This is a genomic window from Salinibaculum salinum (assembly GCF_037645885.1).
Lineage (GTDB): Archaea > Halobacteriota > Halobacteria > Halobacteriales > Haloarculaceae > Salinibaculum > Salinibaculum salinum.
This window is the reverse complement of the sequence record NZ_JBBENW010000021.1, coordinates 38,640-63,316: the sequence shown is the minus strand read 5'-3', so window position 1 is coordinate 63,316 and position 24,677 is coordinate 38,640. Positions and strand designations below refer to the sequence as shown.

Sequence of the window (24,677 nt, the reverse complement as noted above, 5' to 3'; positions counted from 1 at the left end):
ACGGAGGTCGCTGCGTGGGAACGCACCCGAAACGAGGACGAATCCGAGATTGAGTGGCAGTTCACGGCCGATGACGCTCGCATCAAACTCCGCCAGCTATATCCAGCAAATCACGATTGAAGCCGCACTAGTAGGCTCGACGGAAGTGAAATCAGGCGGTGTCGGCTGTCTATCCGTCGGAAAGACTACTGATCGGCTTCGGAGAGAATCTGTTCGTAGAGGTCGTCAGAAATCCAGAATCCAGCTTCACGAAGGACCTCCAGTTCGTGCTCCAAGTTCACTACGCCGGTCTTCGCTCCGCGAAGCAGGATGCCGATCACGCCCGTGACGTTCAGGTCGTGCCTGCGGGCGACGCGCCGTCCGTCACGCTCATCGAGTAGAACGAGGGCGGCTTTCTGCTCGACGGCATAGCAGATCGCCGCTGTCTCACCGAGGTCGAGCTCGTGGAAGAGTTCCACGAACAAGTCCGAGCGTTCCACCTCCACGAGATGTAGAAGTCCGTCGTCGCGTAGCTCCCGGAGCGCTTCCAGCCCTTCCTCCCCCTCGGTAAGTTCGTTCCAGACCTGTTGTGGAACCGTAACCTCGGAGAACTGCGATTCGAGGAGCTCAAGCCGTTCGATGAGTGCGAGGTTCAGAAGAGTCGAGGTGTCCGAGACAACGAGCCCACTATTCGGCATAGTCGAGATCTTCTTCGAGTTCCTGCTCGCCGTAGTGGCGGGGAATCTCGCGCTCGCCGAGGAGTTTCTGGAACTCCCCTTTCGACATCTCTGCCAGCGCACGCGCCTTCCCGAAAGAGAGAACGTCACGGGCGTACAGCGAGACCGCCAACTCCCGCTTCATCGCGGGTGAGCGCTCCCCCTCCGGGAGTTGTAACGCCTCGTAAACGTCGTCGTCGATCTCTATGGTCGCCATACCTGAGATACGTGTACACGATTCTTGAGTGTTTGGCCAGGGATTCCCAAGCGGACGGCGTGCAAAGCAAGCGCTCGATGCGGTCGAAAGGATATACGCCCGGAACACTACCGGGTGAGTTTCTACTAGTAGGATCGGTGGAATTGAAACTCGCGTTTTTGCGAACCGAGAAGTGACGGACGTGAGGACGCTATTCGTTTTCGAGGGCGTCGTAAATATCGCGGTGTTCGTCCCGATCAGCCTTGGCGACGCGCAACACGAGCTCTCGACGGATGTTATCCATCACGTCGTCGAGTGGTGTTCGTTCGCCTGTCTTCTCTTCTGTCGCCATATCTACCTCTTGGCCACGAATCCCGTTAATCGTTCGGGTCCGATGATTCGTCGGACAGTTGTTCAAGTCCATACTCGACGAGGTCGCCGCGCCATCGTTCGACCACTTCGTTCAGATCGACTTCGGTCGTGTGTGCTCGAAGATAGTCGAGCACGTCGTCCTCATCGACAGCCTTCTCGTCGGTGCCGAACTCCGCCAGTATCTCTCTGATTTCGTTGTCGTATTCGAACCGGCGACCGTTGAGCAGATAGAACACCGTTGTCGTGTTGAGTGCGGTGCGCTTGTTACCGTCCACGAACGGGTGGTTGGCGACGAGGAGCCGAAGCAGATGAAACGCCTTCTCGTGAATGGTCTCTGGAACTGACCCGAAGCTCCCTTCGCTGACGTACTCCAATGCGAATTCTATATCTCCGCGACTCTGGACGCCTGAATTGGTGTCTGAGTACTCTGAGACAATATCCTCGTGGATGTCGAGGATGTCTTCGACCGACGGATACCAAAACGAGTCGGTCATTATCGGAAGTTCGCATTCGACTAACCTATCGTTTTCTCTCTGAATGAACGACACTCGGAGAAACGCTACAACGCAGTTCGGTCAATGAACGATACTGTCGAAAGAATGTACGCCCGGAACACTAACGACCGGCATCATTCCTGGCGGCGTGCCGTGTCAGCCGGCTAACCCTCGTGCCGGGCGGGCACTCTCACTGAGAGTGCCGATTGCGCGAGCGGCGACTGCCACACGCGCTGGAAGACGCGGTAGCGCCTTCGAACCGCGAATATCGCGTGCCCGGGTTCGCCGCGCGGTCATCGCTCCCGTGTAGGGTCTCGGGCGGGGACTAAAGGCACGCAGTTGCGCTAGTTCGCGGACACTCATTAACTTCGCGGGAACAGACTGATTGGTATTCACACACAATATTCCGAAAATGGCCGACAACTCGGACCCGTTCCGACCGTTTCGACAGCTCTTCGACCAGTTCGACACGTCGGATTCGACGGCTAGGCTGGGGTGGCCGCTCTCACCGGTGCCGATTCCGACAGGCGGCACAGCGCCGATGTCGCCTGAAGAGAGTACGAAGCGAGCAGTCAAGCAGCTCTACAGCGCGCTCGCGGCGCTTTCAGACAGCGAATCTATGTCCGGTTCGGGAGACGCATGGAGCCAGTATCTGGACCTCTTTGACCTCGATGCCACGTCGTTCGGGCCAGAGCAGTTGACCGCCGCGACGCTTCGAACCTACCGTGTCTGGTTTTTCAGTCTCACGCAGCTACTCGTCGAGAGTTACACACTCCGATTGGTTCGGGACGAACTCGTCGTCGACGATCACCGACAGTTGACTGGAACACAAAAGTGGTTGTGGAGCTTGTCACAGTCCGACCGGGAACAGTTACTTCAGCGCTGTACCGACGTGCCTGACGACCTGGTAAAGGAGATGCAAACGCTTCGCCACCGACGGGACGAGCTATTCTACACGTTCGGTGGCTGGGACGAGGTGACCATCGATGACTCACTCGACGACCTTCGGCGGTCGCTGACGGTACTGACCGCGCTCGACGATCGTGTGTCCGACGGCACCCCGTTCTCGTATCTTCCAAAGAGATCCGAAGACGACCTGTCAGTCACTGCTGAAAACGACGCAAACGGAGCGAACAGCAACGGAACGGACCAGGAGCCGACCGACGAGTAACTGGCCGTTAGATTTCGTACTCGTCCTCGTCGAACTGGACGTAGCCACCGTTGCGGAACTTTGATTTGGTAGATCTGTACATGCGAACCATCCGGTAGCCGCTGAGTCCCGAGGTGAGGATAGTCCACCACGAGTACTCACCGTGATTCAGTAATCGCTCTGCAGTACCGAAGGCCCAGTCCCAGTCGTCCGGACCGTAGTCGTGAACGATGTCAGCCAACGAGACGTTACGCAGGAACTCGTCTTCCAGCGCGTCCTGCCAGGCGGCGTTGTACTGGTCCAAACGGTCTGTCGCCGCGAGCTCGCCCGCCAGTTTTCCGGTTCGGACAGCGACGTGGTCTCCACCTTCGTGGAAGGCCGAGGTCCCGCCCATCGCACCTCCGACGACGGCGATACCCGCTGTAGTCGGGGATTCGATCGGGCGCGTCGAGGATATCGGATACGTCTCAGTCCCGCCCCGTTTGCCGCGGTCCTCCACGAGCGGGAAGTCCTCGATGTCGTACTCGGGGTAGACGAGTTCGATAAGCCGTTCGATGTACTCGCCGCCGCGGGGAATCCCGTCGTCGCCCTCGCGGAGCAGTGCCCACTCCGACCGGTCGAAGTCGTCGATGTCCAGTCCGATAGGCATCGTCAGACCGATACGGGCTACGTCGCCGTCGTTGGGGAACACCCACGGATAGGCGGTGTGACCCGGCATGTACCCCCACCAGAACTTGAGCCGGTGTGAGTCGTAGATGTCGTCGGGAACTCTCCGGTGTTCCTGGTAGGCGATGTGATTGGCCGTTCGGGGGTTGAGGTGGTCCGTTATCGATCGGCCGGTGGGGACGAACTGATCGAGAACGCCCGTCGTGACGGTCCGCTGTGGGCCGTCCGCGAGAACAAGATACTCCGCTTCGATTTCATCACCGTCCGAGAGAGTGAGATGATGAGTCTGTTCGCGTGACCCATCGACGGAGAGGTCCGTCTCGACGCCGGTGACCGAATCGCCGACGCGGTAGGTCGCACCGGCGGCCTCGGCTTCTTCCCGGAGCCAGTCGTCGAAGCGAGCGCGGTGGAAAGCAAAGCCGAAATCAGGATACGAGGCATCGATACTTGTGTTATCGATAGTAAGCGTTTCTGACGGACCGATAAAGTCGGCACCGTCGAGGCGACGCAGAATAATCTCTTCGGGGATGTCCTCGGGGTCGAAATCCATCAGGTCGACCCAGTAGTCGAGCATGCCAGCGGCGTCTGTCGAATCCGGCCCGAGTCGGTTTCGATCGGCTCGCGGCACCCCTTTCTCGACGACGAGCGCGTTGGCACCGTGTTCGGCGGCCTTCCACGCGGCCGAGGTGCCAGCAGGCCCGCCACCGACGATAGCGACGTCGACGCGTTCCATACCAATTGCCCGACCCGCCTCGATATAAATGCCCTGTCATCGACTGGCGAACCACCCCTCGACTACGCGTTCTGGCTCAGAATTGCACCGTTATCCGAGCCGAAACAGGTCTTGAACGCGAGCGACCAGTCGACTTGTCCTCTGCCACCACACTCGTCATCGGAGTTCCTACTATGAGACAGCTAAACACACCACACCCACCTATTGATAAATACGGCTCGCTCAGACGGTTCAGAATCGTGTGAGATGTCTCCGCGTGCTGAAAACGGCCAGAGTCAGTGAGTTGTGCCGAGTGGGAGGGGGCCGGCACTCAGTCGGCCAATTAGATGTATCCTCTCTCGAGGAGGAGTTCGCCGTTGAGGATCGAGGCTCCCGCAGCACCCCGCATCGTGTTGTGTGCGAGGCAGTTGAACTGGAGACCGTCGTCGGTCGCCTGAATCCCGCCCGCTGCGATCGCCATCCCGTTTTCTTTGTCACGGTCGAGTCGCGGCTGCGGTCGGTCAGGTTCCTCGTAGACGTGGACCAACTGGTCCGGTGAGGACGGGAGGTCGAGCGTCGGATACTCCCGGAGCGCCTCCGCAGCGGCCGTAACGGTCGCGTCCTCGGTCGTGTCGGTCCAGACGTTCTCGAGGTGGCCGTCGAGGGTTGGAATCCGGTTGCAGGAGGCGTCGACGCGGGCGTCGTGCCACTGGACTTCCGCACCGTCGAAGCTACCGAGGAGCTTCCGCGATTCGGTCTCCATTTTCTTTTCTTCGCCGCCGATGTGTGGGATGGCGTTGTCGATGATCTCCATCGACGTGACACCAGAGTAGCCAGCACCCGAGACCGCCTGCAGCGTCGAGACGGTGATGCGGTCCAGCCCGAAGGCGTCGTCGAGAGCCGCCAGCGGCGGGACCATGGTAATCGTCGAGCAGTTGGGGTTCTTGACGAGTGCCCCATCCCAGCCGCGTTCGTCGCGCTGGACTTCGAGGAGGTCGATGTGGTCGGCGTTGACTTCCGGGATGGTGAGTGGCACGTCGTCGTCGGCCCTGGCGTTCGAGGAGTTCGAGGAAACGACGTAGCCAGCCTCGCAGAAGCCGGGTTCGACGCGCTCGCCCACGCTGGAGGGGAGCGACGAGAAGATGATGTCGAGGTCGTCCGGAACGTCGTCGGGGGCGGTTTCCCGAACAGTCATCTCCGCGACGGTTTCGGGAATCGGGATGTTGATACGCCACTTGGCGGCCTCGCGATACGTCTTGCCCGCGCTGTCGCCGCTTGCGGTCAGGGCGGTGATTTCGAAATCCGGGTGGGGTTCGAGTAGCTGAATGAGTCGCTGTCCAACGGCACCTGTCGCACCGAGAATTCCTGCGCGTACTGTCATAGACGGTGGTAGGGCAATGCCCGGTCAAAACTGTTTGGAAACGACTCGCACTGTTCCGTTCGGTGGGCTGTCATCTCGACCGACTGGAATACCACGGCACGTCGCGAAACCGGTTTTTGTTCGGAGTCCGAATACGTTGCTATGTCGTCGTTGAACCCGATTCCCGAAGGGAAGCGCAACGTCGGAGGCTCCGACCGACTGGCGCGGGCACTGCTCGGCGTGTTGCTGTTCGCTATCGCTGTCGGTGCAGCAGTGTCGGACCGTCAGTTACTCGCCGTCTTCGGAATGGTTGCCAGCGCCGGACTCCTGTTCAACGCCGCGACACAGTTCTGTGGCGTCAACGCGGTGCTGGGGCTGGACACCTGCGCGTACGATCCGGAGAGCGAGTAGAAAATCAGGCTTCGGCAGTGTTGCCCTGCTTGTGCGTGACGTATCCCGCGATGCGGTTGCGGACGCCCTTGGATTCGATGTTCGTCAGTTCCTCGACGAGGTCCTTGTTGTGCTCGAAGTCCGTCGAGAATGCTTTCGGGTATCGTTCCATCAGCAGTGTACCGGTCTTTTTGACGTAGGCGGGTTTGATGGCCATCGTTGCACCCACGTAGCCGAGGCCACCTCTAAAAAGGTTCGATAGTCCTCGGCCGTCGGCAGCCCCTACCAGCCACCGGTGAGCGAACGAACTCGCTCGATGGCCTCGCGTTCGCGCTCGCCACCACAGCGCTCGACCACGCTCTCGAAGTAGTCCAGTCGGTCGCGAAGGTCTTCGGTCTCGTAGGCGTCTACGTCCAGTCTGGACGCAGCGACCGTCGCTTCGACGACAGCCGCGTAGCCGCGGTTCGTCGCCGGGACGACTCTGTTCTCGACGGTCGTCTCGACTGCATCGAGAGCCCAGTCAGTCCAGTCGGTCCCGCTTTCGGTCCCAGTGGCGCGTTCCTCGACGCGAACGTCGACCCAGGCGTCGGCGCTGTCGAGAACCGGCTCGTCTTCCTCGCGGACAGCGAGTGCGGCGTCGACGAAATCGAGTGGATCCCGGGTGAACTGCACGTAGCCATCGCCGCGCTCGCGGAAGTTCCGCCACGTCCGCGTCCGACCCCACGTTCGGGCGCGTGCGGGACCAGCGCCATCCAGTCCCTCGACGCCGAGCGCAGCGACGTTCCAGCGGTCGTTCGGTCCCAGCGTCGTCACGACTGTCTCGACAACGCCAGCGCGCTCGACCGGCCACTCGGCCACGGTCAGACCTCCAGCCCGCGCTCCAGCGCGACGAACAGCGCACCGGCGACGATATCGGCAGTCGTCCCCGGATTGATACCGCGCTCGACGAGTTCATCGGCGAACGCCTCTACGTCTTCCTCGCCGTCGCGGACGGCAACGGCCCGCCGACGGACCTCCTCAGCCGTCTCCTGGCCGTGTTTCGTCACGACGAAGGTGTCCGGTTCGTCGGCGAGCAAGTCGAGATACGCCTCGGCCGCGCGGTCGGTCACCGGACCTGTCCCGTCGAGTATCGTCTGGGCTGCCCCGAACGTCCGGGGGAATCCATCGACCCACTCCGCGGCGACGCCGTCACGGTCGGCGCTGCGTTCCATCACGTTTTCGAGCGTGATGCCTCGCTCGCGAATCGTCGCCACCGCATCGGCACCCCGTCGCACGTCCAGTGGCTCCATCCCCTCGGGCGGGTCATCGACAGCCACGTCGACGTACTCGAAGGCTTTGTAGAACTTCTCGGCGTCTTCGACGGTCGTTTCCGCGACGATGTTCCGAGAACCCTCGGGCGTCAGTTCGTGGGCAGCAGAGGCCCGAACCAGCGGCGTCACCACGAGCAGCGCTCCGAACTGAGTGTTGCCGCCCGACTGCTGGCTCATACCGGCGACGGCCCGCCGGAAGGACTCGCCGACCTCCGCGCCGCCCGCAGCGAGTCGAAGGCCGTCACGGGCACACACCGCACCCGTCACGAAGTGTTCGAATCGCAGGTCTTCGTACTCCCGGTGCCGGTCGACGTTCCCTGGCTTTGGCGTCCCCGATACCTCCAGCAACAGTGCAAGCTGTGCGTTCTCTGTGGTCGTTCTCATGAGTCACTCTCCTGTCTGTGCGACGCTGTCGACTGAACGCTCGATTTGCTCCCGTCGAAATACGCAGTCGTCGCGTTCCCCACTCGGCTCAGTACCACCGGGTCGTCACTCGGCCGTCCAACGCTGACCGCGTCCGCGCCGTACTCCAGATACTCCCTGACTGTCTGCTCGTCGCGGACGCCGTTGTTGGCGACGACGAACGCGTCTGTCGCGTCGACAACGTCCGCGACCACCGATTCGGAGTCCATCGCGTCGACGTGAATCACGTCTGCGCCGGCATCTTCTGCCGCCGCGGCGACTGCGGGCAGGTCGACAGCCGACACCTCGGTCCGGACTTTCACACTCACCGTCGTGCCTGTCTCCGCAGCCGCCCCAACCTGTTCACAGAGCGTCTCGGAGTTCGCAAGCAGCGATTGGCCGGCCCCGGCCGCACACATCTCGTCCTGGCGGCAGTGGGCGTTTATTTCGAGAAGAGCGTCGTGGTCGGCACACACAGCGGCTGCCTCACGTAGCGGACCCAGCGTGGTCGTTCTAACGTTGTATCCCGGTCGAATCGACACGTCAGCCAGCGCCGAGAGCTGGTCGTCGATGAACGCGACCGGGTCAGACGGCAGAAACTCCGTCCGGTCACGGTCGACCATCGACCGGGCAGCCTCGCGGGTGGGGCCGTCCAGCGCGATACCACCGAGGAAGGCCGCACCGACGTACTCGGCGGAATTGTCGGCCCACGAGGCGTCCGCTTCGCCGCTCAGGCTCGCCAGCGCGACGCGGGGCTCGAACATCAGCCGACCACCTCCAGCGCGTCCTCGACGGCGCGCGCGACGCGCTCGGCGTCGGCCTCGTCGTCCATCGCCGTGTCTGTCCGAACGACCGGTCGGTCGAGATCGGTCCCATCCTCGGTATCGAGGACGAACGCGTCCGCGAACGGATAAGCCTCAGCAACTCCCGCCGTCGAGGGATCCTGCCCGACGGCGTCCATCAACTTCGCGGCCGGCCCCGAGAACACCTGGTCCTCCACGAACGGCGAGACAGCCACGACGGCTGTCTCGGCGAGGGCGTCCTCGATGCCGCCGACAGTCAGCATGGGACCGATGCTCGTCACCGGATTTGACGGTCCGATGACGACAGGTTCCGAAAGCGCTGTCCGGACTGCATCTGTTGCCGTCGCCGAGTCACTACCGCGAAATTCCACGTCCTCGACTGTCGGGTCGCCGTTGCGTGCGACCCAGAACTCCTGGAAATGCATCGGTCCCTCCGGGGTGTGGACGAGCGTCGCGACCGGGTTGTCGCTCATCGGTAACAGCGTCACGTCGAGGTCGAACGCCTCGCTGAGCGTCTGCGTCACCGCGGTCAGCGTCTCGCCCTCGTCGAGCAGTCCAGTTCGTGTCACGTGGACGGCCCGGTCGCGATCGCCGATGTGCATGAACTCCGCGACGCCGGAAAAGCGCCGCCAGTGGGCTATCTCGCGACCGTTCGTCTGTGCATCTGCCGCGAGATATCTCGGTCCTTCGTCGAGTCCTGCGCGCTCGGCGAGTGCGAGCAACTCGTCGTGTGTCTCGGCCGTGTCGTCGGCGATACCCCACCACAGCTCCCGATCGAGTACGCCACCGCCGAGAAAGAGAACTGTATCGAGGTCCGGACAGACCAGCACGCCGCCGAGTTCGATGTCGTCGCCCGTGTTCGCGACGACTGTCGTCTCTTCGGGGGGAAAGACAGCATCGGCCCCGGCCACGAGTTTCGGCGTGCCCGTCCCACCGGACAGGAACGTCACCATACACGTCCGTACGGTGACCGGACGTGATAAATCATCGTCTCGGACCCCGACGAGCGCTCGCCGCTACACTGGTCACTTTCAGATGTGAGAACCGCGCCTGTAGACTCAAGTACATCGGTAGTGACTGCCCATTCGATGAGCACTTCCGGTCCAATGATGGCGGACGCCCACCGGTTCGCACCCGCCGCACCGAACGAGGGCGTCGTCTACGGCGCCTGCTGTCCGGGCTGGCACAGCGCTGGCACCCACGAACAGGCCATCGGCCAGTGGATAGGGTTCATGGACGACGCGGGTATCGAACGAGTCTGCTGTCTCCTGACTGGCCGCCAGCTAGACGCCCACGACGCGAACATCGGTCGATACGTGGACGCCTTCGGTCCTGGACACGTACAGCACGCTCCGGTCCTCGACCACCACCTGGCACCCACCGACACCCTCCGAGAAGACGTATTGCCCTTCCTCGACGATGCTGCTGCGGCCGGCGAACCCGTCGTCGTCCACTGCCTGGCCGGTATCGGTCGGACTGGACACGTCCTGGCTGCGTGGCTGGTTTACGCCCGCGACTACGCCCCTCACGCGGCCATCGAGACAGTCCGCGAGATGGGCAGAGACCCGCTCGAACCCGTCGACCACGGTAACGCGACCCGTCAGGACGTACTGGACCTGCTCGGACAGTTCGCCTGAGACGGGTACGGACTCTTTTATCGGGAGCCGACCAAGCACACGATAATGCCTACCGTCAAGGACAGCGTCCACGACCACATCGAGGTGACCGGTGTGGCGAGCGACCTGCTCGATACGCCGCCGGTCCAGCGGCTCCGCCGCATCCGTCAGCTCGGCACGGTCGACCTCGTCTATCCCTCCGCCAACCACACCCGCTTCGAACACAGCCTCGGCGTCTACCACCTCGCGAACCGCGCGCTCTCACACCTCGGCATCGAGGGCCAGCAAGCCGAGCGCGTCCGTGCGGCAGCCCTCTTACACGACATCGGTCACGGTCCCTACAGCCACAACATCGAGGGACTCATCTACAGACAGACGGGGAAGTACCACGACGACATCGGCGACCTCGTCGAATCCGGAGCCGTCGCTCGCATCCTCACCGAGCACGGTCTCAACCCGGACCGAATCGCCGGGCTCGTCGCCGGCGAGGGACAACTCGGCCAGCTCGTCTCCGGCGAACTCGACGTCGACCGGATGGACTACCTCGTCCGGGACGCCCACCATACCGGCGTCCCCTACGGCACAATCGATCACGGTCGTCTCGTTCGCGAACTCCGATTCGTCGACGGCGAACTCGTCCTCGACGAGGGGAACGTCCAGTCTGCGGAGAGTCTCTTGCTGGCTCGCGCGCTGATGAATCCGACCGTCTACTCCCACCACGTCGCCCGAATCGCGAAGTCGATGCTCCAGCGCGCTGCAGAGCGGTTGCTCGCCGCCGGTGCGACGACGGCCGAGGAGTTGCGGCGAATGGACGACCACGCGCTCCACGTCGCGATGCGCGAGTGCGAGGGCACCGTGGAATACGCTCGCCGTCTCGAACAACGGAACCTCTACAAGCGAGCGGTCTGGGCCGAGATGGATGCCGTCCCAGAAGACATTCTCATCACCGACCACGAAACCGTCCGGGACTTTGAGCGGGATATCGCCGACAGCGTTGACCTCGACCCGGACGAAGTCATCCTCGACGTCCCGAGTCGGCCGGAGATGACCGAATCCTCCTCACGTGTCCTGGTCAACGGTGAGATTCGCGAACTCGGCCAGCAGTCGACACTGGTTGGTGCACTCCGTGCTGCCCAGCGCGACCAGTGGCGACTCGGCGTGTACGCGCCCGTCGACTACAGCGAACGCGTCGGCAACCAGACTATCCGAACGCTCGGTCTCGACCTCGACGGGGCGCTCGTGCGAGACGTCCGTCCAGGCATCAACGCGACACTGGACGATTTCGACTGATTCTACTGACAAATGCTATAGTTTTCAGAATACCCTTAGTGAAGGAAAAGGTCAATTATCATGGTTTCGTTGTCCAATTACAATGACTGACGGGACCCCAGATGAAGATGACGGCGCAGACGTGGTCATCAACGCAGACGGAACAGTCGAGTCCTCGTGGCACGACTCTCGACCCGTCTCGGTTGCTGTTCTCGAAGCGCTCGAAACGAGTACCGGAAAAGACACCCGTTCGTACGGGCCCCTCAACGACATCGTCAACGCCGACGCACTCAACAACGTGTTCAGGGCAACGGAGAGTGGAAAGAGACGTGGCCCGGGATACATCACGTTCCGAATAGAGGGGCACAGCGCGACCGTACACAGCGACGGCTCGGTCGTTCTGGCACCGCACGATAACTGAGACATGTCGGCAAACTATCCACTGTCCCCAGCGCTGGAGCGGAGATTTCAACTAATTCGGGCAACTTCATCGAGATATGATTATCGAAGGGACCGTCCTCCGGGGCCGCGAGTTCGACCCAATACAGGGTCGTGTCGTCGTCGAGGACGGCAAAATCGCAGCCATCGAAGAAGCCGACGTTCGCGGTGACAGTATCATCCTCCCTGCGTTCGTCAACGCTCACACGCATCTCGGAGATTCAATCGCGAAAGAGGCCGGTGGCGACCTGTCGCTCGAAGAACTCGTCGCGCCACCCGACGGCCTCAAGCATCGACTGCTCGATGCTGCCAGCCGCGACGAACTGGTCGACGGAATGGCCCGCTCGCTACAATTCATGCGGAACACTGGAACCGGAGCATGCATCGAGTTTCGAGAAGGAGGGGTCGACGGCCTCGAGATGTTCGAGGCTGCCATCGAGGGGGTCGACATCGAACCGGTCGTTCTCGGGCGCGAATCCGTCGACGCGATGGAGCGAAGCGACGGTTTCGGTGCCAGCGGTGCCAAAGACGGCGATTTTTCGATGGAACGGAACGCGACGGCACGCGCAGACAAACTGTTCGGCATCCACGCCGGCGAAGTCGACAGCGGCGACATCAATCCCGCGATGGACCTCGACCCGGACTTTCTGGTCCACATGGTCCACGCGGAGAAACTCCACCTGCAGCGGTTGGCCGACAACGAGACGCCGGTCGTGGTCTGCCCGCGGTCGAACATCGTCACCGACGTCGGCCACCCACCGATTCGGGACCTGCTCAACCGGACGACCGTCGCACTCGGGACGGACAACGTGATGACAAACAGCCCTTCGATGTTCCGGGAGATGGAGTTCACAGCGAAACTCTTCGACGTGAGCGCGCTCGAAGTACTGCAGATGGCGACGGTCAACGGTGCAGAGATTGTCGGGTTGAATTGCGGGTTGATCTCTGAGGGACGCGACGCCCGTCTCCTTGTCCTCGACGGTGATTCGGACAACCTCTCCGGTGCCGAGGATATCGTCCGGGCAGTCGTTCGACGAGCGGGCGTCAGCGACGTGACCGACGTAGTTTCTCCCGGCAACTAACCAACACTGCTGGTGCCTGAATACTAAGTACGCCGGCGTGGTACTCCCTCACATGTACGATGATATCCTCTTGCCGACTGACGGCTCTCACGGGATGGAGAAGGTCATCGATCACGCCGCCGGACTCGCTGCCGCACACGACGCGACACTGCGCGCGCTCTACGTGGTCGACACTGCTTCGCTGACGGATATCCCAATGGAAGCGTCGATGGACGGAGTCAGCCAGGCGCTCGAACGGGAGGGGGAGTCAGCACTCGAACAGGTCCAGCACCGGGCGGATGAGGCCTCCGTCGAGACGGACCTCATCGAGGGTTCACCGGCCAGCGAAATCACCGCCTACGCTGCCGAGAATCCGTGTGACATCGTGGTGATGGGAACTCACGGGCGATCCGGCATGAACCGGCTCCTGCTCGGCAGCGTCGCCGAGCGCGTCGTCCGCTCTGCACCGGTGCCGGTCCTGACAGTCAACGTCGATAATGCTGAGTGAAGCGGTCGGCCGATAGCTGGACAGTTACTCGTCGGCTGGACGCAAGTGCTCACAGTCCCCAGCAGTGACTTCGACGCGGCCGTCGTCGGTGTCGACGACGAGAGTTCCCGGGAACGCGACATCGACGGCCTCACCGATTACCTCGCCGCCCGGCGTGTCGACGCGAACGCGCCGGCCGAGTGTCGAGGCGTACTCGCGCCACGCCGGGACAACGCTGTCGAGGTCTTTCCGCAGGTCGTCGAACTCCTCTAACAGTCGCTGCGTGAACACTCGCCGTTCCACGTCACCGACTTCGGCGCGGATGCTCGTCGCCGGGGTATCCGCGGGCAGATCGTCCGGGTCGACGTTAGCGTTGATACCGATGCCGACGACCAGCCACGAGATGCGGTCGGCTTCCCCCTCCATCTCGGTGAGGATACCGACGAGTTTGGCAGGGCCCTCAGAGTTGCGCTCTGACGAGTTCTCGTTGGTGTCACTCACGAGAACGTCGTTGGGCCACTTGATTTCCGCTTCGACGCCGGCTTCACGAGCGGCACGCGTCGTCGCGACAGCCGCGGCGAGCGTGAACGCGGGGGCCTGCGCGGGCGGTACGTCAGGGCGCAACAGAATCGAGAGCCAGATGCCGCCACTCGGCGACGACCACGCGCGGTCCAGACGACCCTTCCCACCGGTCTGCTCGTCGGCGACGACGACCACGTCCGATTTGCCTTTGGCACCCAACTCCCGTGCGCGTTCGTTCGTGCTGGGGATGGCGTCGTGATACTCCACTTCGAACGGGGCGTCCAGTCCGAATTCGATCGCCGTGCCGCCGAACTCGGGGACAGAGACGAGTTCGTAGCCGTCGTCGTCGCTGGCTATCTCGAAGCCGTCGTCGCGAAGCGCCTCGATGTGTTTCCAGATCGCGGCGCGAGACACGTCGAGTTGCTCGGCCAGAGCGGGTCCCGCGACCGGTCCGTCGGCAATCGCATCGAGGACGGCACAGCGCGTCTGTTGCATACTGCAATGTCGGGGCAGCGGCTTCCCTAACAGTACCGGTCGAAGGCTGTCTCGAAACGAGATCAGTTCGTCCTCTCGACTCCGGTCCGGTTCGTCGCATTCCCTATATACGACCCACTTGTTTCAGAATGGTCCTGTACTCCTAACTGTATAGAGGTCATACGGTTCAAGGAATGAGCTCGCCGCAACAACTCGACGAACTTCTCGGTGAGGGTAGCGAAATCAATATCGTTTGCCACAATAATCCCGATCCGGATTGTCTCGCCAGCGCACTCGCACTAGGCCGGATTGCGGCCGCGGCTGGTATCGACGACCGACATATCCTCTACAGCGGCGATATTTCCCACCAACAGAACCGGGCGTTCGTCAATCTGCTCGATATCGACCTCCAGTCGTTCGACCCCGCGACGGTTCAGAACCGGCAACCGGACTCGCTACTCGCATTCGTCGATCACTCGATCCCTGGCGAGAACAACCGGGTTCCCCCGGACACGAACGTAGATATCGTGATCGACCACCACCCTGCCGAGGATATCGACGCTCGGTTCGTCGATCATCGTGAAGAGGTGGGAGCAGCTGCGACGATTCTGACGGAGTACGTGCGGGCTCTCGATATCGAACTCGATACGGATCTTGCGACGGCACTCCTGTTCGCCATCCGTTCAGATACTCTCGACTTTCTCCGCGGAGCGACTAGCGAGGACTATGATGCGGCAGGGCATCTCCACGAGTACGCGGACCAGGAGATACTCCGGCAGTTATCGACGCCGTCAATTACCGGGGGAACCCTCGACGCAATCTCGTCGGCTATCGACAATCGAAGGACAACCGAAGCGGTACTCATCTCTCATGTCGGCCGCACGGGCGAACGGGATGCGCTCCCCCAGGCCGTCGACTATCTTGTGAGACTCGAGGGCGTTCAAACCGCAATCGTGTTTGGAATTGTCAACGACGCTATTCACATCAGTGCCCGGTCGCCGGATCCACGGGTGCACGTCGGTGACATCCTAAATGAGGCGTTCGAAGACGTCGGGAGCGGCGGTGGTCACCACGACGTCGCTGGCGGTGAAATCCCGCTCGGCATCGTTGCGGACTACACGTCCGACGACGAACAGTTGCTCGACATGCTCGAACAGATCATCACCGCACGCCTCGTCGCGGAGCTCAATCTGTCTGAAGAGACAGAGGAGTAATCTCTGGGGACGAACGGCTAATCGACGCGCCGCGGACGTACTTATACCCGAGAATATTCCGCTGTATCTACCCTCTGTGTCCAGCGCGTCATTCTCATCAGTGGAAGAGAGACTCGACGAGGCCACCAATACCGGAGACAGTTGGCTTACTCGATGACGACCAGCAGGTCGCCCATATCGACGCTGTCGCCCTCACCGATGGCGATTTCGGTGACTGTACCGCCAGCCTCGGCGACAACGTCGTTCTCCATCTTCATCGCTTCGAGCACCAGCAACACGTCGCCGGCGTCGACCTCGTCGCCCTCTTCGACGTTCACGTCAAGAATGGTGCCCTGCATCTCGGCGGTGACGGTGGTTCCCTCGGCGCTGACTTCGGCGCTGCCGCCGTCGTCGTTGCTCGGGCCTGCCTGGTCGGGTCGGGGCTGGCTGCCGCCCCCGCTGCTGCCCGCGGCGGCCTCGACATCGATAGCCGGCGCGCCGCGCTCTTCGAGTTCCACTTCGAAGCGCTTGCCGTTGACCTCGACGGTGAACTCCCGTTCGGTGACTTCCTCCTCGTCGTCGCTCGGTGCGGCCTGTTCGGTACCCCACTTCTCCTGGGCCTCGTCGATGCGTTCGGGGTCGAGTTCGTTGTCGAGATACTTCGTGGTGTGCGTCCCGCCGACGAACTCCTCGTCGTCGAGCATCAGTCGGTGGAACGGAATGACCGTCACGATACCTTCGATGTCGAACTCGCCGAGGGCGCGCTTGCCACGGTCGATGACCTCCTCGCGGGTTTCGCCACTGACGATGAGTTTGGCGATCATCGAGTCGTAGTCGGTCACCAGGTCGTCACCCTGCCGGAGGGCGTCGTCCATCCGGACGCCGACCCCGCCTGGCGGATCGTAGGTTTCCAGCGTGCCACCGGTCGAGGGCGCGAAGTCGTCGGCGGCGTTCTCGGCGTTGATGCGGAACTCCATCGCGTGGCCGTCGATGTCCACGTCGTCCTGGTCGAACGTGATTTCGTCGCCCTGGGCGACGCGAATCTGCCACTTCACGATGTCGATACCGGTGATCTCCTCGGTCACGCAGTGTTCGACCTGAATGCGTGTGTTAACCTCCAGGAAGTAGAAGTTCGCGTCCGGGCCGAGCACCTCGCCGTCCTCGCGGTCCATGTCCTCTTCGACGAGGAACTCGACGGTGCCGGCGTTCGTGTAGTTGGCCTCGTCGACGCCGCGGCGTGCAGCTTCACCAATCTTCTCGCGGAGTTCGTCCGACAGCGCGGGACTGGGGCCTTCCTCGATGACTTTCTGATGGCGGCGCTGGAGCGAGCAGTCACGCTCGCCCAGATGTCGGACGTTGCCGTGTTCGTCGGCGACAATCTGGACCTCGATGTGACGGGGATTCTCCAGATACCGCTCCAGATAGACGGAATCGTTGTCGAAGTACGCCTCGCCTTCGCGTTTGGCGCTTTCGAGTTGATCTTCGGCCTCGTCGGCCGAGTTGACGACTTTCATCCCGCGGCCGCCACCGCCACCTTCGGCCTTGATAGCGACGGGGAAGCCGTATTCTTCGCCGAACTCGACGACTTCGTCGGTCTCCTCGACGGGGTCGGTCGTGCCGGGAACGATTGGCACGTCAGCCCCGTCCATAATCTGGCGAGCTTTCGTCTTCTCGCCGAGACGCTCCATCGCACCGCTGGACGGGCCGATCCACTGGACGCCGTCGGCATCCTGAACTTTGCCGGCGAACTCGGCGTTCTCCGCGAGGAAGCCGTAACCGGGGTGGATTGCATCGGCGTCAGCCCGCTGTGCCGCGTCGATGATCGCATCGTGGTCGAGATACGAGTCGGCGGCACGCGCCGGGCCGACGTTGTAGGCTTCGTCGGCGTAGCGGACGTGGCCGCTGTGTTTGTCCGCCTCGCTGTAAACAGCGACGGTATCGATACCCAGTTCCTCACAGGCGCGCATCACGCGCACCGCAATCTCGCCGCGGTTTGCGACGAGCACTTTGTCGAATCCTGTCATTAGAGTCCCTCCATTCGTCCTGCTGCAGTCCATTCGTCGGTCGGTGCCTCTCGCGGAACGCGTCGGGAGATGCCAGACAGCCCTTCGATGCGTCCGGCAAACTCCCAGCGTCTGCCGTCCCAGGTAACCGCCTCGTCGGCCGCGGCAGCGGCTGCTGCCAGCGCAGCCATCTGCTGGTCTCGCATGTGTGCCCCGACTGCCGCAGCAATCGCAGCGGCTTCGGCCGGCGTCGCTGTCGGCGGAATCGAGAGCGTTCCATCCTCGGTCGGCAGCGAGCGTGTCGAATTGTCGGCCATCTCAGAGTGGGATGTTGCCATGTTTCTTGTCGGGCTGTGATTTACGTTTCGAGCGAAGCATCTCCAGGTCCTGAATCAACTGCGAGCGCGTCTCCTTGGGTTCCAGGACGTCGTCGACGAACCCGCGGTCTGCGGCCGAGTAGGGGTTGGCGAACTCTTCGCGGTACTCGTCGATGAGTTCCTGGCGGCGTTCGTCGGCGTCGTCGGCTTCCTCGAGTTCGTCGCTGAAGAGGACGTTGACCGCACCCTGGGGGCCCATAACTGCGATTTCGGCTGTCGGCCAGGCATAGTTTACGTCTGCGCCGATGTGTTTCGAGGACATCACGTCGTAGGCGCCACCGTAGGCTTTTCGCGTGATGACCGTCATCAGCGGGACGGTGGCTTCCGAGAACGCGTAGAGCAGTTTCGCGCCGTGGTTGATGATGCCGTTGTGTTCCTGGTCGGTGCCGGGCATGAAGCCGGGCACGTCCACGAACGTCAGGATGGGGATATTGAACGCGTCACAGAAGCGGACGAAGCGTGCACCCTTCACTGACGCGTCGATGTTTAGCGTGCCGGCGTTGACCCGTGGTTGGTTGGCGACGACGCCGATAGCGTGGCCGTCCAGTCGCGCAAAGCCGATAGCCAGGTTGCGCGCGAAGGCTTCGGCCACCTCGAAGAAGGAACCCTCGTCGACCACGTCGTCGATAACGTTGGTCATGTCGTAGGGCTTCTGTGGCTGGTCGGGGACGATGTCGGCACACTTGTCCGACTCGCGGTCCGGGTCGTCCCAGGGGTCGACCCGCGGCGGGTCCTCGACGTTGTTCTGCGGAAGATACGAGAGGAGGTGCCGGATATCGTCGAGCGCCTCCTCTTCGTCGGCGGCAGTGAAGTGTGAGACACCCGATTCGGAGGCGTGTGTACTCGCCCCGCCGAGTTCGTCGAAGCCGACCTGTTCGCCGGTGACGGTTTCGATGACGTCCGGCCCGGTGATGAACATGTGGCTGGTGTCCTGGACCATCATGATGAAGTCCGTAATGGCGGGGGAGTAGACCGCACCGCCAGCGCACGGCCCCATGATAGCAGAGATCTGGGGGATAACACCGCTGGCCTGCTGGTTGCGGTGGAAAATCTCGGCGTAGCCGGCAAGCGAGTCGATACCTTCCTGGATGCGTGCGCCAGCCGAGTCGTTGAGACCGATGACGGGCGCACCGGTCTCCATGGCCTTATCCATCACTTTCGTGACTTTCTCGGCGAAAACTTCGCCGAGCGAGCCGCCGAAAACGGTGAAATCGTGGGCGAACACGAAGACGGTGCGACCGTTGACGTCACCGTAGCCGGTGACCACACCGTCGCCCTTGAATTCCTGTTCCTCCATGTCGAAGTTGTGGCAACGGTGCGTTCGGAACTGATCGAACTCCGTGAAGGTCCCATCGTCGAGGAAGTAGTCGATGCGCTCGCGGGCGGTCATCTTTCCCTTCTCGTGCTGGGAGTCGATGCGGTCCTGGCCGCCGCCGAGCTCTGCTTCCCGGCGCATTTCGCGCAACTCCTCGATACGTTCGTCCATCGTCATTGTGGCTTCCTCCCAACGCTCATTGCCCGTTGCAAACAGTACCGACGTAAAAAGGATTCTGTAATCGGAACATCGGCAATCGTCATTTGTCGAAAACCGAACGACTGCTGCGGTGTGTTGTGGCATGCGAATCTACTCGTCGGCTACCCTCGATGCCAGGCAGGGCTTCTGAGCTGTCGAAATATGGCTGGAGGGTGAGTTACAGCACGCTGCAGTTGGTAGAGATCAGGTGGCAGAAAGAGGCTACTACGACAATGAGCGAATGTCATGGAAGACAATTCACAACGAGAGGAGGGGGGTCATACCACTGCCCTTTGGTCGCACACATATGTGGGAAATGGCAAGTAAAATTTGACGCTATGTTGTCTATTTCGAACTATATTCCTGATTCTTATTTGTCTGTGTTGTGAACCTGTGAAGCAGTATGCCAGAGCGAGAACACTGGACGAGCAGAATTGGTTTCATCCTGGCTGCGGTCGGGAGCGCGGTCGGTCTGGGGAACATCTGGTCGTTTCCGTTTCAGACGGCGTCGAACGGCGGGGCGGCGTTCGTCCTCGTCTACCTCGTCGCCGTCGTCCTCATCGGGTTCCCGACGATGCTGGTCGAGTTCGTCATCGGCCGACGGAGTGAGAGTAATCCCGTCGACGCGTTCGAGAAACTGGGCTTTGGAAACTGGTCGTTCGCAGGCGCGTTCGGCGTGGTCGTCTCGTTCGTCACACTCTCGTTTTACAGCATCGTGGGTGGCTGGGTGCTAAGCTACATTCTCGGGAGCGTGACCGGGAGTTACTTCGGCGACGCCGCGGGTTATTTCGGGTCAATCGCTTCGGGGACTCCAGCCATAATCGGCCATGCCATCTTTATGGGGCTGACCGTCGGCATCGTCGCCTTCGGCGTCACCGACGGCATCGAGCGCGCGACGAAGGTGATGGTCCCTGGCATCCTCATCTTGCTCGTCGGGCTCGGCGTCTGGGCAGCCACGCTCTCCGGTGCGGCGGCCGGCTACGACTACTATCTCACGCCGGACTTCGCCGTCCTCTTTTCGAACCTCGATAGCATCATCCCCTACGCAGTCGGGCAAGCGTTTTTCACTCTCTCGCTCGGGTTCAGCGTGATGATAGCCTACTCTTCGTATCTGGACCGGGACGATAGTCTCCCCGCAGACAGTGGTGCTATCGTGGGCGTCAACACACTGATTGCGCTGCTGGCCGGGTTCGTCGTCTTTCCAATCCTCTCGACGATCGGTGTCAGCCCTGAAAGTGGCGGAGCGGGCACGGCGTTCACCTCGCTCGCGGGCGCGTTCGGACAGCTCACTGGTGGCGCGATTCTCGGGTTCGTCTTCTTCAGTATTCTGCTCTTTGCCGGGCTCTCCAGTTCGATTAGTCTGCTGGAAGTGCCGGTATCGTACGTCTCCGAAACCTACGACTACGGTCGCACGCGGGTCGCGCTGGGACTCGGGACGGCCATCTTCCTGTTCGGACTCCCGGCGACCACCGGCTTGGCGACGTTCGGCTGGTACAACGACGTCGTGTTCAACCTCCTCATTCCGGTCGCCGTCCTCCTGTTCGTCCTGTTCGTCGGCTGGGTCGCCGCAGACCAGTTCACGGAAGAGATCAGTCTCGGCACCTCGCTTGGCGACTCGTTCACCATCACGTGGCTCTGGTGGGTTCGACTCGTCATCCCCCTCGCCGTCGGATTCACACTCGTGCTCGGCATCCAGTCGTTGCTCCTCAAAGCGGGCATTATCGACGCCGCGATACTCCTCGGCTGACTCATACTGTTGGACGTAACTTCGGAAAGCTATTCGCCACCCAGGGTGGCGATATTCTTGAAAGGCTTACGTCCGACAGTATCAGGCCTCGCCGTAGACCGGCACCGCCGCACCGCTGGTGACGCTCGCGGCGTCACTGCAGAGGAACTGCATCACATCGGCAATGTCGCCAGGGTCGACCCACATGTCGAAGTCGGAGTCAGGCATCATCTCGCGGTTCATCGGCGTGTCGATGACGCTCGGCATCACAGCGTTTGCGCGGACAGTTCCGAGATTCTCCTCGGCGACGGAATCGGTCAGGATGCGCACGCCGGCTTTGGTCGCGCGGTAGATGGCGTCGCCTTCTCCCCCCTCCAGTGAGGAGCGTGCTGAGACGCTGACCACCGCACCGTCCCGCTCCCGAAGATGGGGTAGGGCGTGTTTCGTCGCCAGGAACATCGTCTTGAGATTCACGTCGAAGAGGAAGTCGAACGTCTCGACATCGGTCTCGTCGACGGGCGTGCCGCCGCGCCACGTTCCGGCGATGTTGATGAGGTAATCCAGGCCGCCGTGGCCGTCGACGATGTCCTCGATGGCCGCCGCGACCTGCGCTTCATCGGTGAAATCCCCCTGGTAAAAATCGATGCGATCGGGGTTGTCGAGGAGGAAGTCTTCGCTCTCGCTGTCGACGAGGTCTGCGCCACAGACGGTTGCGCCGCTGTCGAGAAACGCCTCCGCGACGGCGCTCCCGAGTGCGCCGCCGACGCCCGTCACGAGTACCACGTCGTCGGTGAAGTCGAAGGAGACAGTCATACGTACCATGTCATCCGGAGAGCAGATAAAACGTTGGCCGCGAATTCCACTGACTCACTCGTCGAGGTGATGGGCCAGCATTACCTCGTCGACGTACTCGTCATCGAGTTTGTAGTGGTCCGTGCGACGGGCTTCTTCTTCCCAGCCGTGGTCTCGAAGGAATCCGATTGCTCGCTCGTTCGTCGCCGGCACCGACTGGTAGACCTTCTCGTAACCGTTCGACCTGGCCCACGAGAGCCCCCGCTGGAGGAGGTGACTCCCCAGCCCTTCTCCCTGATATTCCTCGAGAATGCCGATTGTCAACTTGGCCGTGTGTCGCAGTTTCTCAAGTTCCGGCGACTCGACGTGACACCAGCCGACGACTTCCTCGCTCACCGTCGCGACGAAGAACATCCGCGTGTCGAGGTCGTTGTGTCTGATGAGCGCGTCCTCGTGGTTCAACTGCTCGGCGACCGTTTCGGCTTCGATGTAGGTTCGCTGGCTGGCAACCTGCTCGATGACGCCCAGGATACCAGAGAAGTCCTCCTGTCTCGCCGGTCGAATCTCGAAGTCGAAGTTCGCCGTCCGGTACTCCTCTCTGGCACCACCCTCCAGTGCGACCCTGAGCGTTCCGTTTCGCTCCTCTATCACCCCGTCACGTTTCATGATGGCGACCAGCTGTCGGAACCGCTCGGGTTCGACGCGAACGATTCGGTCGTCGTACAGCGCCTCCGGCCGAACTGCCCCGTTCCGTTCGATGTACTCGTAAATCCGTCGTCTGTCGGATGTGTCGAAGGTGGGCCTCTCTGTCGCTTTCATGACTAACTTCGTATTTGACGCCCCAGCGTCTTAGTCCCTTGTCATTTGTTGTCAATGAGCACAGAAACAGTCTGCAAACGGCACGCACTCTGGTCAGGGCGTGACGACGAGTTTGCCGAGATAACTATCTTCGAGAACGGCGCGGTGGGCTTCACCGACGTCGTCGAGTGCATACCGACGGGCGACGATACCCGAAAGATCACCGTTGCCCAGCAGCGTCGCGAGATTCGAGAGGACAGCGCCGATGTCGGGCGTGTTGAACATACTGACGTGGTGGACCGAGAGCGCCTTTCCCCGACACTGCGGGACGTTCTCGAACGTCGCCGAGAGCGATTCGTTCCCGATAGCACCGATGTCCCCGTCGTCGGCGGCGACATCGGTGTCGAACGGGAGGTACTCGTCGAGACGGTGGTCCAGGATTACGTCCGGTTGGCCGGCATCAACGACTGCTTCTGCCAGGTCGTCGCGGCGGTAATCGAGGACAGTGTCTGCCCCGAGTTCACGCAGGCGGTCGTGATATCCCGTCGAAGCGGTCGTCGTCACCGTCGCGCCCGACGCCGCGGCCAACTGGACGGCGACGTGACCGACGCCGCCGCTGCCGCCGTGGATCAGACAGGTGTCGGCCGGTCGGAGCGAGCACGCCTCGACGAGCGTCTGCCACGCAGTGACGCCGACAAGCGCCGTCGCTGCACCCGTCTCGAAATCGACACCCTCCGGGAGGTGTGCAATCAAGTCCGTCGGTGCGGCGACGTACTCGGCACAGGTTCCCGGAACCGTGTTTCCGAGTCCAGTCCCGAAGACGCGGTCACCGACGGCAAAGTCGGTCACCTCGTCGCCGACTTCGGCGACGGTCCCCGCCACGTCCGAGCCGGGAATCCAGGGGAGACTGGCGGGTTCGTACGACCCTTCACGGAAGTAGGTGTCGACGGGATTGACGCCCGCCGCGTCTACCTCGACGAGAACGCTGTCGTCGGTCGCTTCTGGTCGGTCGACATCGTCGACCTGCAACACGTCGGTACCGCCGTGTTCGTGGTAGCGGACTGCCTGCATGTTCCGTTCTGCGGTTGCGTCCCCAATAGTTCTGTCTCGTCAGCGGTGCCCTCGACCGATCGCCGAACGGACACCGTAACGACTTGGAGCGTTGCAGCCGAACGGTTCGGTGTGCGCTGCTTCGCCCACCGCGGTTTCGCCGGTGTCAACCCCGAGAACACCGTTCAAGCTGTCCGCGCTGCTGTCGAAGCAGGTGCTGACGGTGTCGAGGTCGATGTGCGACGGTGCGGGACCGGCGAACTAGTTGTCTTTCACGACGACGAACTCGGCCGACTCACCGATGCAACAGGAATCGTCGGGGAGGCCTCCCTCTCGACGTTGCAGACACTTTCTGTGCTCGAAAGCGACGCCACGATTCCGACCCTCGCCGAGATGTTCGAGGCGACTCCAGACCACGTCGCGCTCAACGTCGAACTCAAAGAGCGCGGCCTCGCTGCGGACTGTCTGACCGTCGTCGACCGCTTTGCAAACGACGTGCTCGTCTCGTCGTTCGACACCAGAGCGCTTCGGAACGTTGGCGAGCGGAGCGACGTTCCGCTCGCGCTCCTCTTTGGCAGTGATACCGACACCGCAATCGATGTTGCCCGACGCCTCGACTGTGAATCCCTGCACCCCTATCGGCGGTGCTGTGACGCCGGGTTCGTGGACACGGCACACGGCGCTGGCTTCGAAATCAACACGTGGACGATACAGTCCGACAAGCAGGCCGACCGACTGGCTGCACTCGGTGTCGACGGTCTCATCGCGGACGCACCCCGGTTCTGTCGCCGTTGAGCGAAGGTGGGGG

At 61.9% G+C, this 24,677-nt stretch carries 28 protein-coding genes; 10 read left to right on the top strand and 18 right to left on the bottom strand.

The genetic code is table 11. From position 1 onward, the window contains the following. Positions 1 to 185: 185 nt before the first annotated feature. The 4 genes from WDJ60_RS16090 to WDJ60_RS16075 all read right to left on the bottom strand — a co-directional run bounded on the left by WDJ60_RS16090 (position 186) and on the right by WDJ60_RS16075 (position 1,757). Positions 186 to 677 carry a PIN domain-containing protein gene (locus tag WDJ60_RS16090; RefSeq protein WP_340101697.1) on the bottom strand — a complete coding sequence of 164 codons (492 nt, stop codon included), beginning with the start codon at positions 675 to 677 and terminating at the stop codon, positions 186 to 188. Next, positions 667 to 912, bottom strand: coding sequence for a UPF0175 family protein (locus tag WDJ60_RS16085; protein WP_340101696.1), 246 nt, complete (start codon positions 910 to 912; stop codon positions 667 to 669). Before WDJ60_RS16085 ends, WDJ60_RS16090 begins: the two co-directional genes overlap by 11 nt. A gap of 190 nt (positions 913 to 1,102) precedes the next feature. Then, positions 1,103 to 1,243 (bottom strand): hypothetical protein, encoded by a 141-nt coding sequence (locus WDJ60_RS16080; protein WP_340101695.1) that lies wholly within the window; start codon positions 1,241 to 1,243, stop codon positions 1,103 to 1,105. A gap of 25 nt (positions 1,244 to 1,268) precedes the next feature. Further along, positions 1,269 to 1,757, bottom strand: coding sequence for a type II toxin-antitoxin system death-on-curing family toxin (locus WDJ60_RS16075; RefSeq protein ID WP_340101693.1), 489 nt, complete (start codon positions 1,755 to 1,757; stop codon positions 1,269 to 1,271). 412 nt (positions 1,758 to 2,169) lie between these two features. Here WDJ60_RS16075 and WDJ60_RS16070 point away from each other — a divergent pair, with 412 nt between their 5' ends. Continuing rightward, complete coding sequence (locus WDJ60_RS16070; RefSeq protein WP_340101692.1) at positions 2,170 to 2,928, top strand: hypothetical protein; 759 nt, start codon at positions 2,170 to 2,172, stop codon at positions 2,926 to 2,928. Between the two features lie 7 nt (positions 2,929 to 2,935). Here WDJ60_RS16070 and WDJ60_RS16065 read toward each other — a convergent pair whose 3' ends face one another. Beyond that, entirely contained in the window at positions 2,936 to 4,306 is a 1,371-nt protein-coding gene (locus WDJ60_RS16065) for an NAD(P)/FAD-dependent oxidoreductase (RefSeq protein ID WP_340101690.1), read from the bottom strand. A gap of 322 nt (positions 4,307 to 4,628) precedes the next feature. Further along, the gene (gene asd, locus WDJ60_RS16060; protein ID WP_340101688.1) at positions 4,629 to 5,666 is read right to left on the bottom strand and encodes an aspartate-semialdehyde dehydrogenase; all 1,038 of its coding nucleotides are present in this window, start codon (positions 5,664 to 5,666) and stop codon (positions 4,629 to 4,631) included. Positions 5,667 to 5,807: 141 nt separating this feature from the next. On the opposite strand from asd, the gene WDJ60_RS16055 reads away from it, so the two are divergent. Continuing rightward, the gene (locus tag WDJ60_RS16055) at positions 5,808 to 6,056 is read left to right on the top strand and encodes a YgaP family membrane protein (protein WP_340101687.1); all 249 of its coding nucleotides are present in this window, start codon (positions 5,808 to 5,810) and stop codon (positions 6,054 to 6,056) included. Between the two features lie 4 nt (positions 6,057 to 6,060). On the opposite strand, the gene WDJ60_RS16050 is transcribed toward WDJ60_RS16055, so the two are convergent. The 5 genes from WDJ60_RS16050 to cofD all read right to left on the bottom strand — a co-directional run bounded on the left by WDJ60_RS16050 (position 6,061) and on the right by cofD (position 9,503). Further along, positions 6,061 to 6,252, bottom strand: coding sequence for a 30S ribosomal protein S17e (locus WDJ60_RS16050; protein WP_340101686.1), 192 nt, complete (start codon positions 6,250 to 6,252; stop codon positions 6,061 to 6,063). A 65-nt stretch (positions 6,253 to 6,317) separates the two neighbouring features. Further along, on the bottom strand, positions 6,318 to 6,893 hold the full coding sequence (locus tag WDJ60_RS16045; RefSeq protein ID WP_340101685.1) for a DUF447 domain-containing protein: 576 nt from the start codon (positions 6,891 to 6,893) through the stop codon (positions 6,318 to 6,320). A 2-nt stretch (positions 6,894 to 6,895) separates the two neighbouring features. Next, on the bottom strand, positions 6,896 to 7,729 hold the full coding sequence (locus WDJ60_RS16040) for a triphosphoribosyl-dephospho-CoA synthase (protein WP_340101683.1): 834 nt from the start codon (positions 7,727 to 7,729) through the stop codon (positions 6,896 to 6,898). Then, a complete protein-coding gene (locus WDJ60_RS16035) occupies positions 7,726 to 8,511 on the bottom strand; it encodes a tRNA-dihydrouridine synthase (protein ID WP_340101681.1) in 786 nt (261 codons plus the stop codon). Before WDJ60_RS16035 ends, WDJ60_RS16040 begins: the two co-directional genes overlap by 4 nt. Next, positions 8,511 to 9,503, bottom strand: a complete 993-nt coding sequence (gene cofD / locus WDJ60_RS16030) for a 2-phospho-L-lactate transferase (RefSeq protein ID WP_340101680.1) — start codon at positions 9,501 to 9,503, stop codon at positions 8,511 to 8,513. Before cofD ends, WDJ60_RS16035 begins: the two co-directional genes overlap by 1 nt. A gap of 135 nt (positions 9,504 to 9,638) precedes the next feature. Here cofD and WDJ60_RS16025 point away from each other — a divergent pair, with 135 nt between their 5' ends. The 5 genes from WDJ60_RS16025 (at position 9,639) to WDJ60_RS16005 (ending at position 13,442) form a co-directional block, all read left to right on the top strand. Further along, positions 9,639 to 10,187: a protein-tyrosine phosphatase family protein gene (locus tag WDJ60_RS16025; protein WP_340101679.1), complete on the top strand. Its 549-nt coding sequence runs from the start codon at positions 9,639 to 9,641 to the stop codon at positions 10,185 to 10,187. 45 nt (positions 10,188 to 10,232) lie between these two features. After that, complete coding sequence (locus tag WDJ60_RS16020; RefSeq protein WP_340101678.1) at positions 10,233 to 11,456, top strand: HD domain-containing protein; 1,224 nt, start codon at positions 10,233 to 10,235, stop codon at positions 11,454 to 11,456. Positions 11,457 to 11,538: 82 nt separating this feature from the next. Further along, the gene (locus WDJ60_RS16015) at positions 11,539 to 11,856 is read left to right on the top strand and encodes a HalOD1 output domain-containing protein (protein ID WP_340101677.1); all 318 of its coding nucleotides are present in this window, start codon (positions 11,539 to 11,541) and stop codon (positions 11,854 to 11,856) included. A gap of 76 nt (positions 11,857 to 11,932) precedes the next feature. After that, positions 11,933 to 12,955, top strand: coding sequence for an amidohydrolase family protein (locus WDJ60_RS16010; RefSeq protein WP_340101676.1), 1,023 nt, complete (start codon positions 11,933 to 11,935; stop codon positions 12,953 to 12,955). Between the two features lie 52 nt (positions 12,956 to 13,007). Next, a complete protein-coding gene (locus tag WDJ60_RS16005; RefSeq protein WP_340101675.1) occupies positions 13,008 to 13,442 on the top strand; it encodes a universal stress protein in 435 nt (144 codons plus the stop codon). A gap of 24 nt (positions 13,443 to 13,466) precedes the next feature. On the opposite strand, the gene WDJ60_RS16000 is transcribed toward WDJ60_RS16005, so the two are convergent. Next, positions 13,467 to 14,438, bottom strand: a complete 972-nt coding sequence (locus tag WDJ60_RS16000; protein ID WP_340101674.1) for a biotin--[acetyl-CoA-carboxylase] ligase — start codon at positions 14,436 to 14,438, stop codon at positions 13,467 to 13,469. Between the two features lie 173 nt (positions 14,439 to 14,611). Between WDJ60_RS16000 and WDJ60_RS15995 the strand changes: the two genes are divergently transcribed. Next, positions 14,612 to 15,631, top strand: coding sequence for a DHH family phosphoesterase (locus WDJ60_RS15995; RefSeq protein WP_340101673.1), 1,020 nt, complete (start codon positions 14,612 to 14,614; stop codon positions 15,629 to 15,631). A 146-nt stretch (positions 15,632 to 15,777) separates the two neighbouring features. Here WDJ60_RS15995 and WDJ60_RS15990 read toward each other — a convergent pair whose 3' ends face one another. The 3 genes from WDJ60_RS15990 to WDJ60_RS15980 are packed head-to-tail and all read right to left on the bottom strand — an operon-like array spanning position 15,778 to position 19,476. Continuing rightward, positions 15,778 to 17,634 carry an acetyl-CoA carboxylase biotin carboxylase subunit gene (locus tag WDJ60_RS15990; protein WP_340101672.1) on the bottom strand — a complete coding sequence of 619 codons (1,857 nt, stop codon included), beginning with the start codon at positions 17,632 to 17,634 and terminating at the stop codon, positions 15,778 to 15,780. Continuing rightward, a complete protein-coding gene (locus WDJ60_RS15985; protein WP_340101670.1) occupies positions 17,634 to 17,951 on the bottom strand; it encodes a DUF8022 family protein in 318 nt (105 codons plus the stop codon). Before WDJ60_RS15985 ends, WDJ60_RS15990 begins: the two co-directional genes overlap by 1 nt. Then, positions 17,932 to 19,476: an acyl-CoA carboxylase subunit beta gene (locus WDJ60_RS15980; protein WP_417750470.1), complete on the bottom strand. Its 1,545-nt coding sequence runs from the start codon at positions 19,474 to 19,476 to the stop codon at positions 17,932 to 17,934. The genes WDJ60_RS15985 and WDJ60_RS15980 overlap by 20 nt, the downstream gene beginning before the upstream one ends. 430 nt (positions 19,477 to 19,906) lie before the next feature. On the opposite strand from WDJ60_RS15980, the gene WDJ60_RS15975 reads away from it, so the two are divergent. Further along, positions 19,907 to 21,250 carry a sodium-dependent transporter gene (locus WDJ60_RS15975; protein ID WP_340101668.1) on the top strand — a complete coding sequence of 448 codons (1,344 nt, stop codon included), beginning with the start codon at positions 19,907 to 19,909 and terminating at the stop codon, positions 21,248 to 21,250. Between the two features lie 81 nt (positions 21,251 to 21,331). Here the strand turns inward: WDJ60_RS15975 and WDJ60_RS15970 are convergent, their stop codons facing one another. The 3 genes from WDJ60_RS15970 to WDJ60_RS15960 form a co-directional block, all read right to left on the bottom strand. Continuing rightward, positions 21,332 to 22,042: an SDR family oxidoreductase gene (locus WDJ60_RS15970; RefSeq protein WP_340101667.1), complete on the bottom strand. Its 711-nt coding sequence runs from the start codon at positions 22,040 to 22,042 to the stop codon at positions 21,332 to 21,334. A 54-nt stretch (positions 22,043 to 22,096) separates the two neighbouring features. Continuing rightward, a complete protein-coding gene (locus WDJ60_RS15965) occupies positions 22,097 to 22,840 on the bottom strand; it encodes a GNAT family N-acetyltransferase (protein WP_340101666.1) in 744 nt (247 codons plus the stop codon). 93 nt (positions 22,841 to 22,933) lie between these two features. Next, complete coding sequence (locus WDJ60_RS15960; protein ID WP_340101665.1) at positions 22,934 to 23,890, bottom strand: NADPH:quinone reductase; 957 nt, start codon at positions 23,888 to 23,890, stop codon at positions 22,934 to 22,936. A gap of 111 nt (positions 23,891 to 24,001) precedes the next feature. Here WDJ60_RS15960 and WDJ60_RS15955 point away from each other — a divergent pair, with 111 nt between their 5' ends. Next, positions 24,002 to 24,664: a glycerophosphodiester phosphodiesterase gene (locus WDJ60_RS15955; protein WP_340101664.1), complete on the top strand. Its 663-nt coding sequence runs from the start codon at positions 24,002 to 24,004 to the stop codon at positions 24,662 to 24,664. Positions 24,665 to 24,677: the final 13 nt, after the last annotated feature.